The organism is Streptomyces sp. NPDC060064, from assembly GCF_042736455.1.
GTDB lineage: Bacteria > Actinomycetota > Actinomycetes > Streptomycetales > Streptomycetaceae > Streptomyces.
The window spans coordinates 260,161-275,202 of the sequence record NZ_JBHWWF010000004.1 but is presented as its reverse complement, the minus strand read 5'-3'; the positions used below and the strand labels follow the sequence as shown (position 1 = coordinate 275,202).

Annotated in this window: 15 protein-coding genes; 6 read left to right on the top strand and 9 right to left on the bottom strand. The window is 70.7% G+C overall.

The features are described 5' to 3' along the window. Nucleotides 1-41 precede the first annotated feature (41 nt). The 3 genes from ACFWDI_RS07690 to ACFWDI_RS07680 all read right to left on the bottom strand — a co-directional run bounded on the left by ACFWDI_RS07690 (nucleotide 42) and on the right by ACFWDI_RS07680 (nucleotide 2,939). Nucleotides 42-1,160 (bottom strand): DUF2786 domain-containing protein, encoded by a 1,119-nt coding sequence (locus tag ACFWDI_RS07690; protein ID WP_385301897.1) that lies wholly within the window; start codon nucleotides 1,158-1,160, stop codon nucleotides 42-44. A 136-nt stretch (nucleotides 1,161-1,296) separates the two neighbouring features. Further along, nucleotides 1,297-2,136, bottom strand: coding sequence for a nitrilase-related carbon-nitrogen hydrolase (locus ACFWDI_RS07685; protein ID WP_385301896.1), 840 nt, complete (start codon nucleotides 2,134-2,136; stop codon nucleotides 1,297-1,299). Between the two features lie 86 nt (nucleotides 2,137-2,222). Continuing rightward, the gene (locus ACFWDI_RS07680; RefSeq protein WP_385301895.1) at nucleotides 2,223-2,939 is read right to left on the bottom strand and encodes a lipoprotein; all 717 of its coding nucleotides are present in this window, start codon (nucleotides 2,937-2,939) and stop codon (nucleotides 2,223-2,225) included. A gap of 45 nt (nucleotides 2,940-2,984) precedes the next feature. Here ACFWDI_RS07680 and ACFWDI_RS07675 point away from each other — a divergent pair, with 45 nt between their 5' ends. Further along, on the top strand, nucleotides 2,985-3,566 hold the full coding sequence (locus tag ACFWDI_RS07675) for a sugar O-acetyltransferase (protein ID WP_385301894.1): 582 nt from the start codon (nucleotides 2,985-2,987) through the stop codon (nucleotides 3,564-3,566). Here the strand turns inward: ACFWDI_RS07675 and ACFWDI_RS07670 are convergent. Beyond that, entirely contained in the window at nucleotides 3,547-4,464 is a 918-nt protein-coding gene (locus ACFWDI_RS07670) for an NADP-dependent oxidoreductase (RefSeq protein WP_385301893.1), read from the bottom strand. The two genes, ACFWDI_RS07675 and ACFWDI_RS07670, sit on opposite strands and share 20 nt — an antisense overlap. 126 nt (nucleotides 4,465-4,590) lie before the next feature. On the opposite strand from ACFWDI_RS07670, the gene ACFWDI_RS07665 reads away from it, so the two are divergent. Together ACFWDI_RS07665 and ACFWDI_RS07660 are read left to right on the top strand one after the other, a co-directional pair. Beyond that, nucleotides 4,591-5,859, top strand: a complete 1,269-nt coding sequence (locus ACFWDI_RS07665) for a LuxR C-terminal-related transcriptional regulator (RefSeq protein WP_385301892.1) — start codon at nucleotides 4,591-4,593, stop codon at nucleotides 5,857-5,859. A gap of 97 nt (nucleotides 5,860-5,956) precedes the next feature. Continuing rightward, on the top strand, nucleotides 5,957-7,642 hold the full coding sequence (locus ACFWDI_RS07660; protein ID WP_385301891.1) for a bifunctional 3'-5' exonuclease/DNA polymerase: 1,686 nt from the start codon (nucleotides 5,957-5,959) through the stop codon (nucleotides 7,640-7,642). A 118-nt stretch (nucleotides 7,643-7,760) separates the two neighbouring features. On the opposite strand, the gene ACFWDI_RS07655 is transcribed toward ACFWDI_RS07660, so the two are convergent. Next, nucleotides 7,761-8,063, bottom strand: a complete 303-nt coding sequence (locus tag ACFWDI_RS07655; RefSeq protein WP_385301890.1) for a hypothetical protein — start codon at nucleotides 8,061-8,063, stop codon at nucleotides 7,761-7,763. Nucleotides 8,064-8,226: 163 nt separating this feature from the next. Then, a complete protein-coding gene (locus ACFWDI_RS07650) occupies nucleotides 8,227-11,076 on the bottom strand; it encodes a BTAD domain-containing putative transcriptional regulator (protein WP_385301889.1) in 2,850 nt (949 codons plus the stop codon). A gap of 269 nt (nucleotides 11,077-11,345) precedes the next feature. On the opposite strand from ACFWDI_RS07650, the gene ACFWDI_RS07645 reads away from it, so the two are divergent. Further along, nucleotides 11,346-12,218 (top strand): hypothetical protein, encoded by an 873-nt coding sequence (locus ACFWDI_RS07645; RefSeq protein WP_385301888.1) that lies wholly within the window; start codon nucleotides 11,346-11,348, stop codon nucleotides 12,216-12,218. A gap of 212 nt (nucleotides 12,219-12,430) precedes the next feature. Here ACFWDI_RS07645 and ACFWDI_RS07640 read toward each other — a convergent pair whose 3' ends face one another. From ACFWDI_RS07640 to ACFWDI_RS07630, 3 genes are read right to left on the bottom strand one after another with little or no spacing between them, the layout of a single operon-like run. Continuing rightward, the gene (locus tag ACFWDI_RS07640) at nucleotides 12,431-12,670 is read right to left on the bottom strand and encodes a hypothetical protein (RefSeq protein WP_385301887.1); all 240 of its coding nucleotides are present in this window, start codon (nucleotides 12,668-12,670) and stop codon (nucleotides 12,431-12,433) included. Nucleotides 12,671-12,695: 25 nt separating this feature from the next. Then, nucleotides 12,696-12,794 (bottom strand): polymorphic toxin type 17 domain-containing protein, encoded by a 99-nt coding sequence (locus tag ACFWDI_RS07635; RefSeq protein ID WP_385301886.1) that lies wholly within the window; start codon nucleotides 12,792-12,794, stop codon nucleotides 12,696-12,698. Beyond that, on the bottom strand, nucleotides 12,781-13,095 hold the full coding sequence (locus ACFWDI_RS07630; protein ID WP_385301885.1) for a hypothetical protein: 315 nt from the start codon (nucleotides 13,093-13,095) through the stop codon (nucleotides 12,781-12,783). Before ACFWDI_RS07630 ends, ACFWDI_RS07635 begins: the two co-directional genes overlap by 14 nt. A 95-nt stretch (nucleotides 13,096-13,190) precedes the next feature. Between ACFWDI_RS07630 and ACFWDI_RS07625 the strand changes: the two genes are divergently transcribed. After that, nucleotides 13,191-14,063, top strand: coding sequence for an arylamine N-acetyltransferase (locus tag ACFWDI_RS07625; protein WP_385301884.1), 873 nt, complete (start codon nucleotides 13,191-13,193; stop codon nucleotides 14,061-14,063). Nucleotides 14,064-14,480: 417 nt separating this feature from the next. Beyond that, nucleotides 14,481-14,921, top strand: a complete 441-nt coding sequence (locus ACFWDI_RS07620; protein WP_385301883.1) for a hypothetical protein — start codon at nucleotides 14,481-14,483, stop codon at nucleotides 14,919-14,921. The last annotated feature ends 121 nt before the right edge of the window (nucleotides 14,922-15,042 follow it).

Below are 15,042 nucleotides of genomic sequence, written 5' to 3'. Positions count from 1 at the left end.
GCTGATCCCCGGCCGCACCTGGGCAGCCTTCATCGCGGGCATCAAGTAAGCGGAGGGTGCGCCTTCGGCATGTGCGCGCTGTCCGCCGCTGTTGTGCCGTGCTCCCAGCCCGCCAGGTCCGTCACCCCGCGCACCCGGGTGCTCGTCGTCCGCGGGAACATCCGGTCCGCGTGATCCGTGACCGCCACGTCCCGGGACGCCAGCACGGGCAGCAGGTCCTCCGCGGCGGTCACGCTCTTGGTCGCCGCCGCCAGCCGCTCCCCCAGCCGGCTCGCGTACGCCATCAGGAACGACTGCCGGAACGTCTTCGTCCGCTTGCGGCCACCGGCGCGCTGGCCCGCCTCCGCCCGCGTCATCGCCGCCGTCCCCTGCACCAGCAGCGAGGTGTACAGCAGCTCGACACCCTCCAGATCGGCCTCGAAGCCGACGACCGTCGAGAAGCCGAAGCCGCTGTTCCACACCGCGCGGCAGCGGTTCGCAGAGGCGACCGCGTCGAGCAGGATCGCCTTGGCCGTCTCGTACGGCGCGTCCACACCGATCCGGCAGGCCGCGGGCGCATCGGCCCGGTGGGTCTGCGCGGCGAGCACCGCCTCGTCGATGCTGTGTCGCGCCATGAGCTCCTGCGCCTTGGCGGTGAGCGCCTCCGCCTCCTCCGGATAACCCGTCGCCTCCGCCTTGGCGAGCAGCGCGCGGATCCGGGTGAGCATGCGCGGTTCCCCGGCCGACGGGACCACGTGCAGGGCGGAAGCGCCCGGCACCTGGCCGACGGGCTCGATCGAGGGCAGCCGGACCAGCAGCCGGTACAGCTCCAGCACCGCCGTCGCGTACGAGAAGCGGTCGGCGCGCCACTGCCCCGCCTCAAGATCGGCGAGCTGCGCGGACCAGCGGGGCGGCAGCCGCTCCCCGTACCGCTCCGTCTCCTCGGCGATCAGGCCGCAGACGAGCCGCACATGGTGTTCGTCCAGGTCGCGCCGGACGATCCGTACGACATCGGCCGGCTGCCAGCCCCGCTCCCACGCCCGGCGGACAAACTCCTCGCCGCGCAGCCGCAGTTCCGCATCGGCCGCCCGGTCCGCCGCGAGCAGCGAGGCCGCGGTGTCCAGCGCCGAGTCGTCCGCCACGTACAGCGCACCTGCCAGCGCCTTCTCGACCGTACTCACGTACCGATGATCCCAGGTGGTACGGCCGGCACCGCTCCGAGGCCCGAGTCACCCCACCTCGACGGTCACCCGACCCCGACAGTCACCCGACCCCGACCGGCGTCCATCGCGGCACAGGCGGAGCGGTATGTACGACCTAGCTGTCCCCGCCCTCGTCGATCAGCCGCCGCACCTCGCGGTCGATCAGACCGAGGCGCGCCTCCGCCACCAGCGGCACGGCCCGCCGCTGGCGGCGCGCCTCGTGGACGTCGATGTCGACGGTGACCAGGCCGGGCTCCCACTTGGGAGCCTGGGCCACCACGGCTCCGCGCGGGTCCACGACGCGGGACCCGCCCCAGAACGACGCACCGTTCTCGCTCCCCACCCGGTTCACGAAGACGACCCAGCACTGGAGCATCCGTGCCGTGTAGGACAGCAGCGTGTCCCAGTACAGGCCCGTGTCCATCGCCTCCGGATCGAGGCTGGCCGCACTGTTCGTGGGTACGACGATGACCTCGGCGCCGTCCTGCACGGCCAGCCACGGCAGCACCGGCTGCCAGGCGTCGTTGCAGACGAGGGTCGCGGCCCGGCCCTGGCCGCGCGGCAGGTCGTACGCGCGCACCGACTGGCCCGGACTGACGTGCTTGCGCTCCTCCCACGCCAGATAGTTGGGGAGGTACAACTTCCGGTGCGCGTGCAGCAGTTCACCGCCGCTGTAGTACGCGGAGGTGTTGTACGCCCGCAGCCGGGTGTGCTCGTGCAACCCGGCCACCACATCCGGGCCGAGCGTCCCCAGCTCCAGCAGCCGCGGATCGCGCGCCTCCACCGAGGTGTCCCGCTTCAGCGCGCCCAGGTGGTAGCCGTGCAGGCTCAGCTCCGGGAAGACGACGAGGTCAGCGCCCTGGGCGGCGGCCTGCTCGATCTGCTCGCGAGCCGTCCCGAGATTCTGGTCCACCTCACCCAGTGCGCAGTCGGTCTGTGCCAGTGCCACTCGCATGGACCAAGCCTCGCAGTGCCGCGACGATCGGGCACTTCGGGCGGGCCCGTACGGATACGGGCCCGCCCCGGGAAGAGCGCGGCCCGTCAGGCGCTGCGCACGCTCTTCTTCGCCAGCTCGTAGGCCGGGAGCATCTGCTCGTGCTCCGCCGAGTCCAGTCCGCCGAGGTGCAGGACGACCACACCGCGCGGGGTCGTGAAGGCGAGCGCCCGCTCCTTCTTGGGCGCGTCCAGGAACTCGTTGGTGTTGAGGTAGGTCACCTCGGCGGCGGCGTACTGGCCTGCCTTCGTCGCGCTGTACGCGACCTTGTCACGGCTCTTGGCCTCCGCCGCGACAAATGCTTCGAGCGCCTTGCGCGCATCGTCGTCGCTGCCGCCGCCGGTCCAGACACGGAGAAAGCCGATGTTCCCGGCCAGCTTCGCGTCGATCTCGCAGACGAGAGTGACGAGGCCCTGCTTCGGCAGCCCGAACTCCGGGTCGTCCTTGACGGCCTTCGGCTTCCAGTCCGCCGCGAGGTCGAACGAGACGGGCAGTGCGCACGGCGAACCCGCGGCTCCAACCGTGCCGCCCTTCGCGGCGGTCTTCGTCCCACCCTTCTCGGCCCTCTTCGTCCCGCCCTTTCCAGCACTCCCCGTCCCGCCCTTCGCGGCGGTCTTCGCTCCGCCCGCCGGCCGGTCCGGCTCGGGCTCCGACGAACAGCCGGTCAGCACCACCATCGCCAGCACCGCCGGGACCAGTCCCACAGCTGTGCCGCGCATCAGACCTCGCACCACGATTCCCCACCCCTGGGTCAGTTCGAACACGCATGATCGATCCTAGAGAGGCCGACCGCCGTGGAGGGACGTGGGATGGGCGAGAACAAGGACCGCATGCTGGCCGGCGAGTGGTACCTCCCGGACGACCCCGAGCTGGGCGCGGACACCGAGCGGCGCTCCGCGCTCTGCGCCGCGTACAACGCGAACGGCGGCGCGGCCCCCGGCCGGCGCGCGGAGATCCTCGCCGAGCTGCTCGGCTCGGTGGGCGAGGACGTACGCATCCGGCCGCCGTTCCAGTGCGACTACGGCCGCTACATCTCCATCGGCGACCGTACGTTCATCAACTTCAACGCGGTCTTCCTGGACGCCGCTCCGATCACGGTCGGCGCGGACGTACAGATCGGACCGAACGTCCAACTCCTGACCCCCGCACACGAGTTGGACGCCGAACGACGCCGGGCAGGCTGGGAGAGGGCCTCCCCCATCACCATCGGCGACAACGTCTGGCTGGGCGGCGGGGTGATCGTCTGCCCCGGCGTGACCATCGGCGAGAACACCGTGGTCGGCGCCGGCTCCGTGGTCACCAAGGACCTGCCGGCCGGGGTGCTCGCAGTGGGCAACCCGGCCCGCGTCGTCCGTACGCTCACCCCCACGGTCACCCCTCGGACGGAGTGATCACCAGCTTTCCGCGCACATGGCCCGTCTCGCTCAGCGCGTGGGCCTTGGCCGCCTCCGCCAGCGGGAAGACCTCCGCGACCGGAATCCGGATCCTGCCGTCGGCCGCCAGCCGGACGTGCTCCGCCAGAGCGATCTCCGGCGGCTCCGTGCCGCCCGCCGAGAAGCGGACTCCGTGGGCGGCCGCGTCCGGGTCCGCGATCGTGATGATGCGGTCCGTGGTGCCGCCACGCAGCTCGACCGAGGCCGGCAGCGCGTCCTTGCCCGCCGCGTCGAAGACGGCGTCCACACCCTGGGGAGCGGCCGCGCGGACGCGCTCGACGAGACCGTCGCCGTACGCGACCGGAGTCGCGCCCAGCTCCCGCAGAGAGTCATGGTTGGCCGGAGACGCCGTGCCGATGACCGTCACACCGGCCGCCACGGCGAGCTGGACGGCCACCACGCCGACCACCCCCGCGGCCCCGTGCAGCAGCAGCGTCTCGCCGCTGCGCACGCCGAGCAGATCGAGCACCCGCTGGGCGGTCTCTGTCGCGACCGGCAGGGCCGCGGCCTCCGCCCAGTCCAGTCCGGCCGGCTTGGGGACGAAGGACTCGGCCAGGGCGTACTGCGCATACGCACCGGTGGTGGTCCAGCCCAGCACCTCGTCGCCGACCGCGGCGGCCGTGACGCCCTCGCCGACCTCGTCGACGATCCCGGCGAACTCCAGGCCCGGGATCGCGGGAAGCTTCGTCGGGAACTGCTGCTCCATCCAGCCGTAACGGATCTTGTAGTCGAGCGGGTTGACCCCCGCGGCCATGACCTTCACCCGCACCTGGCCGGGACCGGCGTGCGGCTCCTCGGCCTGCGCCGGGCTCAGTACCTCGGGTCCGCCGAACTCTTCGAAGACGATCGCTTCCATGTCTGGCTCCTTCCGCCGGGATCAACCCTCGGTCTCCGGCGGGCCAGGACCGGCCAGTCCTTCGGACGGTTCGACCTGGCCGAAGGGACAGCCGCCCGCGCCGCTCGCGGCCGTACGCTGGCCGTCATGGAACTCACCGGATCCGTGCCCGCCGCGCCCGCCCTGGCCGCCGCCTACGAGGTGATCCGGCAGCCGCTGGGCCGGATCCTGCCGCGGTTGTCCGCGATCCTGGGCACGATCGTCCCGCATCTGGCCGCCGCCGAGCTGTCGACGAACTGCGCGCACTCGCCGTTCAAGACGTACGGCGACAGCGGTTCGCCGGCCGGACGGATCACCGCCGCCGAACTGCACCCGCTGGTCGCCTCGGTGCCCGCCGGGCAGCCCTGGCAGGGCACGGCCGGCATCGGCGGGGCCGAGCATCCGGTGCTCGCGGTGGCCAGCGACGCGACGCCGCGAGGGGCGCTGCTGGTCCTCGTACGGCGTGAGGACAGTGTCCTCGCCGCGTCCGACACCGCCGTCGTACAGGCCATGTGGGACCTGGTGACCAGCCATCGCGACCGGCTCGCCACCGAGGCCACGCCGGGCACGCTCGCCCAGTCGCGGGCCTCCGCCGGGGAGCGGGCCAGGGTGATCGCCGAGCTGACCGAGACACATGCGACGGCGCTGTCCGGGCTGCTCGGCGTGTTGCGCAGCCGGGGTATGGACGACGCGGCCGCCCGCACAACGGCCGTCGAGCTGGCCGTCACCGCGCTGGTCGAACTGCGCGCCGAGACGGAACGGGACCAGGCGGTCGCCGAGGAACCCGCCGGGCAGGCCTTCGCCCGGCTCGCGGACTCGCTGCGGCCGATGCTGCGCTACAGCCCCGTCCGGCTGGAGCTGGGCGCGCCCGACAGCAGCCGGCCGCTGGCCGCCGATGTCGCGCACGCGGCGCGCGCGGTCGTACGGGCCGTGCTGCTGACCGTCCTCGAGCAGGACGATGTGAACCGGATGCATGTCGGCTGGCATCTCACTGAGAACGAGCTGCGCGCGACGGTACGGGACGACGGCCCCGGCGAGCTCTCCACCTGCACGCTCGGCCCGCACCGGGTCGGCGAACGGCTCGAGGCGCTGGGCGGGCGGCTGGACGTGGACGCGGTGCCGGGCTGGGGCACCACGGTCACGGCGACCATCCCGCTCGGAGCGCCGGAGACCCCGCGCGCCGATCCGCTCGCCTCGCTGGGGGACCGGGAGCTGGAGGTGCTGACGCATCTGGCCCGCGGGCACCGCAATCGCCTGATCGCGCAGGAGCTGCACATCAGCGAGTCGACGGTGAAGTTCCACGTCGCGAACATCCTGACCAAGCTGGGGGTGGCGTCGCGCGGCGAGGCGTCGGCGGTCTTCCACGCGGTGGCCTGACGCTCCGCGCTCTGCGATGTCGGGTCCGCTGCGATGTCGGGTCCGCTGCGATGTCGGGTCCACCGCGATGTCAGACCCGGCTGCCACACTCGCATCCATGAGCGAACGATGGGCTCTGGCGGCGGCGGAGGGTGACGGGGCGCGGCTCGTCCCCCTCGGCCCCGACGGCCTGCCCGCCGGGCCCGTCCAGGAGGAGCCCGACCTGGTCGAGGCCGTCCGCTCCCGGCCGGAGGTCGGCAGGTGGGTCTGGCGCTCCACCACCGAGATCTATCCGCGGCTGCTGGCGGCCGGGGTCCGGGTCGAGCGGTGTTACGACATCGAGGACGCGGAGCTGCTGCTGCTCGGCCACGAGGGCCGGCTCGGGGAGCCCCGTTCGGCAGCGGCAGCCTGGGCGCGGCTGCGCAACGCTCCCGTACCGCCCGATCCGCCGCAGCGCGCGGCCGAACCGGGCTCGCAGTCCTCGCTTTTCGAGCCGCAGCCCGTGTCCGTTCCGCTGGAGGCTCTCCTCGAGGTCTACGCCGATCAGCAGCGAAGACACGATGCCGCCGAGCATCCGGGGCGGATGCGGTTGCTCACCGCGGCCGAGTCGGCCGCGATGCTGGTGGCTGCCGAGATGAACCGCTCGGGGCTGCCGTGGCGGGCGGACGTGCACCGGGCGCTGCTGCACGAGCTGCTGGGCGAGCGGTACGCGGGCGGCGGCGAGCCGCGCCGGCTGGCGGAGCTCGCGGACGAGGTGTCGGCCGCGTTCGGCCGTCGGGTGCGGCCGGATCTTCCGGCGGATGTGGTGAAGGCGTTCGCGCAGGCCGGGATCAGGCTGAAGTCCACGCGGCGCTGGGAGCTGGAAGAGCTCGACCATCCGGCCGTGAAGCCGCTGATCGAGTACAAGAAGCTGTACCGGATCTGGACGGCGCACGGCTGGGGCTGGCTCCAGGACTGGGTCCGTGACGGGCGGTTCCGGCCCGAGTATCTGCCCGGCGGCACGGTCTCGGGCCGCTGGACGACCAATGGCGGCGGGGCACTTCAGATCCCGAAGGTCATCCGGCGGGCGGTGGTCGCCGACGAGGGCTGGCGGCTGGTGGTCGCGGACGCCGACCAGATGGAGCCGCGCGTGCTGGCCGCGATCTCCCGCGACCCGGGCCTGATGGATGTGGCGGGACACGAGGGCGATCTGTACGCGGCCCTGTCCCACCGGGCGTTCTCCGGCGACCGCGACCACGCCAAGGTCGCGCTGCTCGGCGCCATCTACGGCCAGACGTCGGGCGACGGCCTGAAGAACCTGGCCATGCTGCGGCGCAGATTCCCGAAGGCCGTGGCATACGTCGACGAGGCGGCGCGGGCCGGCGAGGAGGGCCGGCTCGTACGGACCTGGCTGGGCCGGACCAGCCCGCGGGCGGCGGGCTCGGGCGACGACGACGAGGCGGGGATCCCGCAGGCGAGCGAGGAACTCCCGTCCGCAGAAAGCGAGTTCACGCCCGGATACGCCTCGTCGAACGCACGGGCGCGGGGCCGCTTCACCCGTAACTTCGTGGTGCAGGGCAGCGCGGCGGACTGGGCGCTGCTGATGCTGGCGGCGCTGCGGCAGTCCACTGCGGAGATACGGGCCGAGCTGGTGTTCTTCCAGCACGACGAGGTTATCGTGCACTGCCCGGCGGAGGAGGCGGAGGACGTCGCGAAGGCGATCCGGGCGGCCGGGGAGCTGGCCGGGCGGATCGCCTTCGGGGAGACGCCGGTGCGGTTTCCGTTCACGACGGCGGTGGTTCAGTGCTACGCGGATGCGAAGTGAGGGACCTTGTGGCCTGAGAGACCTTGCGGCTTGAGAGACCCTGCGGCTTGAGAGACCCTGCGGCTTCAGGCGCACCTTGCGGCTTGAAAGATGCCCGGCGGCTTGAGGCACCTTGCCGCTAGCGGGCCGCGAGCCACACCGGGTCCGTGGCGATGGCCTTCAGCTCCGCCATCGTGATCAGGGGCTTTTTGCCGCTCTTGAGCGAGTTGGGGGTCGGGGCGTTGTAGGCGGAGACCTGCGTCGTCAGACCGTTCGGCCGGAAGGTGTCGACCTGCCGGTGCAGGACGCCGGGATGCGCGCCCGCCTTCTCCACGGCGGCCAACTTCAGACCGTCCGGGCGGGTCTCCGTCCAGACGGCCTCCCCGCCGGCCGTCCGCACCGCCTCGATATAGGTGCGGTCCCCGGTGTTCCTGTCGACCACGACGACGTGCCCGTCGGCACCGTTGACTCCCTCGGAGACAACCTCGAGAGCTGGCGCGCCCGGCCGCGAACTCCCTGAAGTCGTCCGTGCGGGACCGTCTCATGTCTCTCCGTTCTCGTGACCGACCTTCACCCCCTTGACGCGATGACCCCCGCGGAATGTCTCACGCGGGCACGGAGCGGCCGCCCAGCAGCTCCCGCAACTCCTCCAGGAGCCGCGCATGCTCCCCGTCCAGCGCCTGAAGCGCGGTGAAGGCCCGGCGCCACCGCTCTCGCGCCTCGCACTCGCGGCCCTCCGCGTGCAGCAGCAGTCCACGCTGATGGTGGACGAGCGCCTGCATATGCGTGTCCGCCCGTGACTCGGCCCGCTCCAGCAGCAGCCCGCACTCCCGGTGGGCGTCCTCGGCGCGGCCCAGTTCGCGCAGGGCACGGACCCGGCCGATGCGGGACTGGGACTGGCCGTGCCAGTCGCCGTCGTCGCCGAGGATGGCCAGCGACTCGTCGAAGTGCCGTACGGCTTCGGCCGGTTCGCCGAGGGTGAGATGGGCGAAGCCGATATTGCAGTGGGCGGTCTGCCGCAGGATCTCGCTGTCCAGCCGTACGCCGGCGGCCAGGCTGCGCTCGTGGTAGCCGATCGCTGCGCGGGCGTCGGTGTGCTCGTACAGATTGCCCAGATGGCTGAGGACGACCGCTTCACCGTGATCGTCGCCGAGCCTGCGGGCGTACTCGATCGCGGACTCCAGCGCACCGGCCGCCTCCTCGTACCGGCCGAGGCCCTCGAGCAGCATGCCGCGGTTGCCGAGGCCGCGCTGGATGCGGCGGTCCTCGCCGAGGGTGCGCCAGATCGTGACGGCCTGTTCGTTCAGGGAGAGGGCACGCTCGGGCCTGCCGCTGAGGAAGTTCCTGCCCGCGAGGTCGGTGAGGGCATGCGCCTCGGCCTCGGCGTCGCCTGCCGCGCGGGCGGCGGCCAGGGCCAGTTCGCCGAGGACGGCCAGTTCCTGAAGCCTGCCGCGGCGCTGGAGATAGATGAAGCAGGACCGCACGAGCAGCAGCGCTGTCGGGGACACGGCCGCGTACCGCTCGGTCAGCGCCACCAGGTTGGCCAGTTCGAGGTCTCCCCAGGCCAGGGCCTGTTCGGTGGTGTCGAACGGTGCGGCGTCGCCGATCGGCGGCGGCAGCCGCAGCTCGGCCTCCTGGCCGGACGGGAGTAGCGCGACACCGGTCTGGCGGGCGGACTCGGCGTACCAGCGCAGCACGCGCTCGGCGGTCTGCGGCCGGTCGCCGTCCCGGTCGGCGAGTTCGCGGGCGAAGTCCCGTACCAGGTCGTGCGGGACGAACCTGCCGTACGAGACCTCCTCGAGGAGCGACACATCGACGAGCCGGTCCAGGGCGGCCGCCGCGCGCCGTTCATCGGTCTCCATCAGCCGGGCGACGGCGGGCGCACCGTACTCGGGCAGGTCCACCGCGCCGAGACGGCGCAGCGCGAGGGCCGCGTCCGGGTCGAGGCCGTCGTGCGCGACGGCGAGCGAACCGCGCACGCTCAGGTCGTCGTACTCGAGATGGTCGAGCCGGCCCGCCTCGGCGTCCAGCAGCCCGGCGAGTACATCGGCGGTGAGCGCGCGGCGGGCGGCGAGGCGGGCGGCGACGACGCGCAGTGCGAGCGGCAGCCGCCCGCACCGTTCGACGAGCCGCTCCAGACCCTCGTCGAGGCCGCGTCCTGAGACGGCACGCAGCAGCGTCCCGCTGTCCTCGGCCGACAGCGGCGCGAGCGGGAACCGGGCAGCGCCGTCGAGCGCGGTCAGCGGGGAGCGGCTGGTGACGACGACCGCGCAGCCGCTCCCGGCCGGCAGCAGCGGCCGCACCTGCGCGGCGGACGCCGCGTCGTCGAGCACGAGCAGGGTCCGGGTCGGCGCGAGGGTGGAGCGCAGCAGGGCCGATGCCGCGTCCATGTCGTCGGGGATCTGCCGCGGGTCGACGCCGAGGTCGCGCAGCAGCGTGGCGAGTGCGTGACCGGGGTCGAGCCGGGCCACGCCGGGGATGGCGCCGTGCAGGTTGAAGTACAGCTGCCCGTCGGGGAATTCGTCGCGCAGTGCGTGGGCGACATGCACGGCGAGGGCGGACTTGCCGACTCCGGCCATCCCGGAGACGACGGCGGGGCTGCCGGCGCGACACGTGAGGACGGCGCTCAGCTCGGCGACGAGCGTGTCGCGACCGGTGAAGTGGCCGGGCGCGGGCGGCAGCTGGGCGGGCCGCGGCGGCCGTGGCTCGGGCGCCGCCGCGGGTGTACGGAGCACCTCCTGGTGCGCCTCCTGGACGGCCGGGCCGGGTTCGACGCCCAGCTCCTCCACGAGCGTGCGGCGCAGCGACCCGTAGGCGGCGAGCGCCTCCGCCTGGCGTCCCGTACGGTGCAGTACCAGTATCAGCTGCCGGTGGAAGGCCTCCCGCAGCGGGAACTCCGCGACCAGTGCGGCCAGTTCGGGTACGAGCCCGTCATAGCGGCCCAGCTGCATCTCGGCGTCGTACCGCCACTCCAGCATCAGCAGCCGCGACTCCCGCAGCCGCTGGACAAGTGCCGGGGTGCCCTCGTCAGGGTCGTACAGACCGGCCAGCGGGCTGCCGCGCCACAGCGCGAGCCCCGCGCGGGCGGCCTCGGCCACGGCGGTCCAGTCGCCCTCGGCGGTCGCGGCACGGGCGGTGCGCACGCGGGCCTCGAAGACGTCGGTGTCCAGCTCGCCCGGCTCGACCCGCAGCAGATAGCCGGGCGGTACGGCCCGCAGCCGGTCCGCCTCGGCGAGCAGCCGGCGCAGCCGCGTCACATGGTTGTGCAGGGAGGCATGGGCGGAGGCGGGCGGCTCGTCGCCCCACAGGGCCGCCTTCAACTCGTCCACCGGGACTACCCGGTTGGGCCGCAGCAGCAGCGTGGCGAGCAGGGCGCGGAGCTTGGCGCTGCCGAGGGGGCGCGGCTCGCCCGCGGCATCGTGCACTGCCGGCGGACCCAGCAGGCCGAACCGCATCAGCGTCCTCCACTTTCAAGCCACCGGTATGACTGTTGGCCATATGTTAGCGATCCGTTGGAGAGGACTGTTTGGATCGATGCATCGGATCCGGCCCGCCGGTGCTCGGCGTGGACAGCCACACTCGGGGGAGTGTCGCCGCCGTGGCCGGATCCGCTGATTCCCCGGTACTCCACAGACCTGGTACCACCTGGTACTCCTGCGGACGTACCGGTGGTGTCTCCGCCCGGACGATGCGGTCGCACCCCGTCCGGGCGGATGCTTCCCCCATGACCAGCGCAGACCTCAGGCACCGGCTCAGGCACCGGTTCCGGGACCGGCTCAGGCAGCAGCTCGGCGACCAGCTCGACCAGCACCGGCCCCGGCACCAGGACCAGCACCAGCACCGGCTCGAAGAGCGCCGTCGGCCGCGCGTGGTCGAGCGCCTCGGCTACGTCACCGGCGCCGTCCTGATCGCGGCAGGCCTCTTCCACCTGGGCGTCTTCTTCGTCGACGGCGGCCCGTGGACCGGCCCGGTCTCCTGGCGCAAGCCCTTCACCTTCGGGGTCTCCTTCGGCCTGACACTGATCGCCGTCGTGTGGGTGACGTCGTATCTGCGCATCGGCGCCCGCGCCCGCTCCGTACTGCTGGGCCTCTTCGCCGCCGACTGCGTGCTCGAGGTCGGCGGCATCACCCTCCAGGCATGGCGGGGCGTACCGTCGCACTTCAACCGTGAGACGCCCTTCGACAACGCGGTCGCCACGGCGCTCGCGGTCGGCGGCGTGCTGCTGGTCGTGGTCCTCTCCACGTTCGCGATCGCCTCGTTCAGGCACCGCCCCGAGGGCCCGGCGGGTATGTCCCTCGCTCTGCGTACGGGCTTCGCCGTACTGCTCGTTGGTCTCCTCTCGGGCGCGGCGATGATCGCGTACGGCGTCGTGGTCACCCGCACCGACAGCCAGGAGGCGGCATACCACTCCACCGAGGCGCTGAAGCCCCTGCACGGAGTGGCCCTGCACGCGGTCCTCGTCCTGCCGGCCCTGGCCCAGCTGCTGACCCTCACCTCCTGGCCCGCCGACACCCGCCGCAAGCTGGTGTCCGCGGCATCGGCGGCATATCTCACAGCGGTCGTCGGCGCGGGCGTGTGGGCAGTCGTCCAGCGCTAGGTCCCGCCGCCAACTGCTCGCGGCTACCGGGGTGTCCGCGTCGACACGCCACTTCGGCAGCACGCACGGGAAAGCTTCTCAGGCTGAGACGTTGCCACGAAAAAAGCAAAAGTCCCAGGTCACGGTCCCCGCCGTCACCTCTCCGTCCGGTGATGCTTTCTCAGTGATCGGAATTCACGCGGTGGATCGAGGGTGAGTGCACCAACGGGCCACTAAAAGTAGTCCTCGTGCTTGCGGTCCCGTCCCGTCGGTTGCAGTTCCTCCCGCTCGAACTGCACCAAGAAGTCGTGGTCGTCCAACATCACTGCATAAGACGGTGGAGTGTCGGGGTTGGTGGGCTCGGTGATTCCGAGGATGGCCCCCAGCCGGCCCTCCAGCTCCGTACGCCTGGGTGAACTGACCACCCGGACTTCCGCGTAGAAGTGGAACTCGTCCTCCGCCGCCTGCCCCATACCGATATTCCAGCCCTTCCCTGTGTCACTTGTGCGTGATTTCCCCGTCGAGGGAAACATTCAGATGACTGCCGTCCCGGCTGAGCCAGCCCAGTTGGGCCCGCCCCTTCTTACTGAGCTGCACATCCCACTCGAAGGGCTGTCCGGCGGTCCGCGAAGGCCCTTACGGAAACGGCCTGGCTGACCCCGAACAGCTCCGCGGCAGCTTCCTGGACCGGGTTCTGCCGCAGCAGGAGCACGAGCACAACGGACTTGTACAAGCCCAGCGCCCACATCCGCCCCTTTATCGCCGGCGGGTCCGGATCCTCCACAAGCACCCGATGGACCCGCGCCACCAGCCCGTCCAGTTGATCGTTCTCCAGCCCCGAACGTTCCAGTTCAACGGCGCTGCCCCGGTGCTGCGCTGACGATCTCTCGACCGTCACACTACCGAGCAGGGCCACCTTCATGATCAAGGACAGCCAAGCACGAAACCCCGTGAATAGGCCTCCAGTTGTCACACGTCGAGTAGTGTTCAAGCATGCTGAGCAGCGCAATGACACTTCAATACCTTGAGCGGCTGCAGATTCATCGCCCGAAGCGGCCGACCACCGCAGCATTGTTTGCCTTGCACCGGGCGCACGTTGAGAAAGTTCCGTACGAGACGCTTGAGATCCAGTTGGGTCGGCCGACGTCAATCGACCCGGATGAGTCGGTCGATCGAATACTTGGCGGCCGAGGCGGCTACTGCTACCACCTCAACGGGGCGTTCGCTGCGCTGCTGTCCACTGTCGGTTACAGGGTTGCGTGGCATCTGGCAGGCGTCCAGGTGGGGGCGGAATCGGCAGCAGGCGCGAATTGCAACCATCTCGCGCTGACCGTCGAATGTGAAGGCCAAACGTGGTTTGCGGACGTCGGTCTCGCCGACGCGCTGTATACCCCACTGCCGCTGAGCGAAGGGATGTACTCCCAGGGATGCATGACGTTTGGCCTCCGCCTATCGGAGGCCAAACCGGGGGGATGGCGGTTCGACCATGACTCCAAAGGATCATTCCTCGGCATGGACTTCCAAGCCGAGCCCGCGTCCCCTGCCGACTTCGTGGAGCAACATCAGTATCTTTCGACCTCTCCGAAGTCCCCGTTCGCTAACACGGCCTTTGTTTTTCGGCGCGATTTCCACGGAGTTGACGCACTGCGCGGCTGTGTTCTGACGCGGATCGACCGCGACGGTCGGCGCAAGCATGAGCTGACCACTGGCGAGGAGTGGTTCGCAGTACTTCGCAGCCGTTTCGGCCTGACCCTCAGCGACCTGAGCGCCAGCGAACGCCAGGGCCTGTGGCATAGAGTCCATGAGGCCCACGTGGCTCGGGAATCCACCATGACTCATGCGTCCTACACGGCGGCTGCAGATTGAACCGCGCCGGGTTTCGTAGCGACTTCAGTTCTTGGCTTGATTCCCTGAGGCCTATTCACGGGGCCTCACCAGCCCTTTTTGTGCCATCAGCCCGTCCAGTTGATCGTTCTCCAGCCCTGTCGTAACGTTCCAGTTCAACGGCCCTGCCCCGATGATGCGCTGACGATCTCTCAACCGTCACACTACCGGGCAGGGCCACGTTCATGATCAAGGACAGCCAAGCACGAAACCCCGTGAATAGGCCTCCTGGCCGAAGACTGTTCGACCGCCGACCGCGCGGAGTTCACCTGGGACGACACCCGCCTGGCCACCGCTCGGCCTGGCGCCCAAGTGCGGGATAGACCTTTGGAATGCCTCACCGGGATAAAATGCCGATAGCGGCCAGCCCTGATGAATTGCCGCAATAAGGGACACTCGATGGACCCCATGAAGGACCCGCAGATCAAGAGATGGACAGAAAGCGCGGGTGTCGACCTCGATTACCTGGACTTCCTCTCCCAGCACGTAGGGCTGTCCGAATGGATCGCCGTGTCGCGCGTGTTCCTGCCGCAGTTCGTCGAGGTGGAGGGGTGTGTGTTGTGGGATCGTTCGTACGATCCCGACAATTTTCGGATGTGGCACAACGTATTGAAGGGGGATGTTGTCTCGATCGAAGCGACTCTGAATCAATTCAAGCTGTGGCAACACATCGATATCGACGAAGACGCCGAATCCGAGGCCAATGCCTTCGCACTGGCTCAGGAGATCGCGACATCGTGGCGTCTCTCTCTCGGGCAGGCATTTCCGCAACGGAGCTTTGACGTACAGGCGACCGATACGGTGGACGGTCCGATCGTGTCTTTCACCAGCCTGGCGTAGGAGTCGCGTGCCTCCTGCTTGCGTTGCTCCCGGCCTCGCGTGCTGCCTGCGCTGCTCCGCCTCGCGCTTATGCACGAGCCCTGCTGGTGCAGGCCCGGCACGGCGCGCGGTTTCAGGCGGA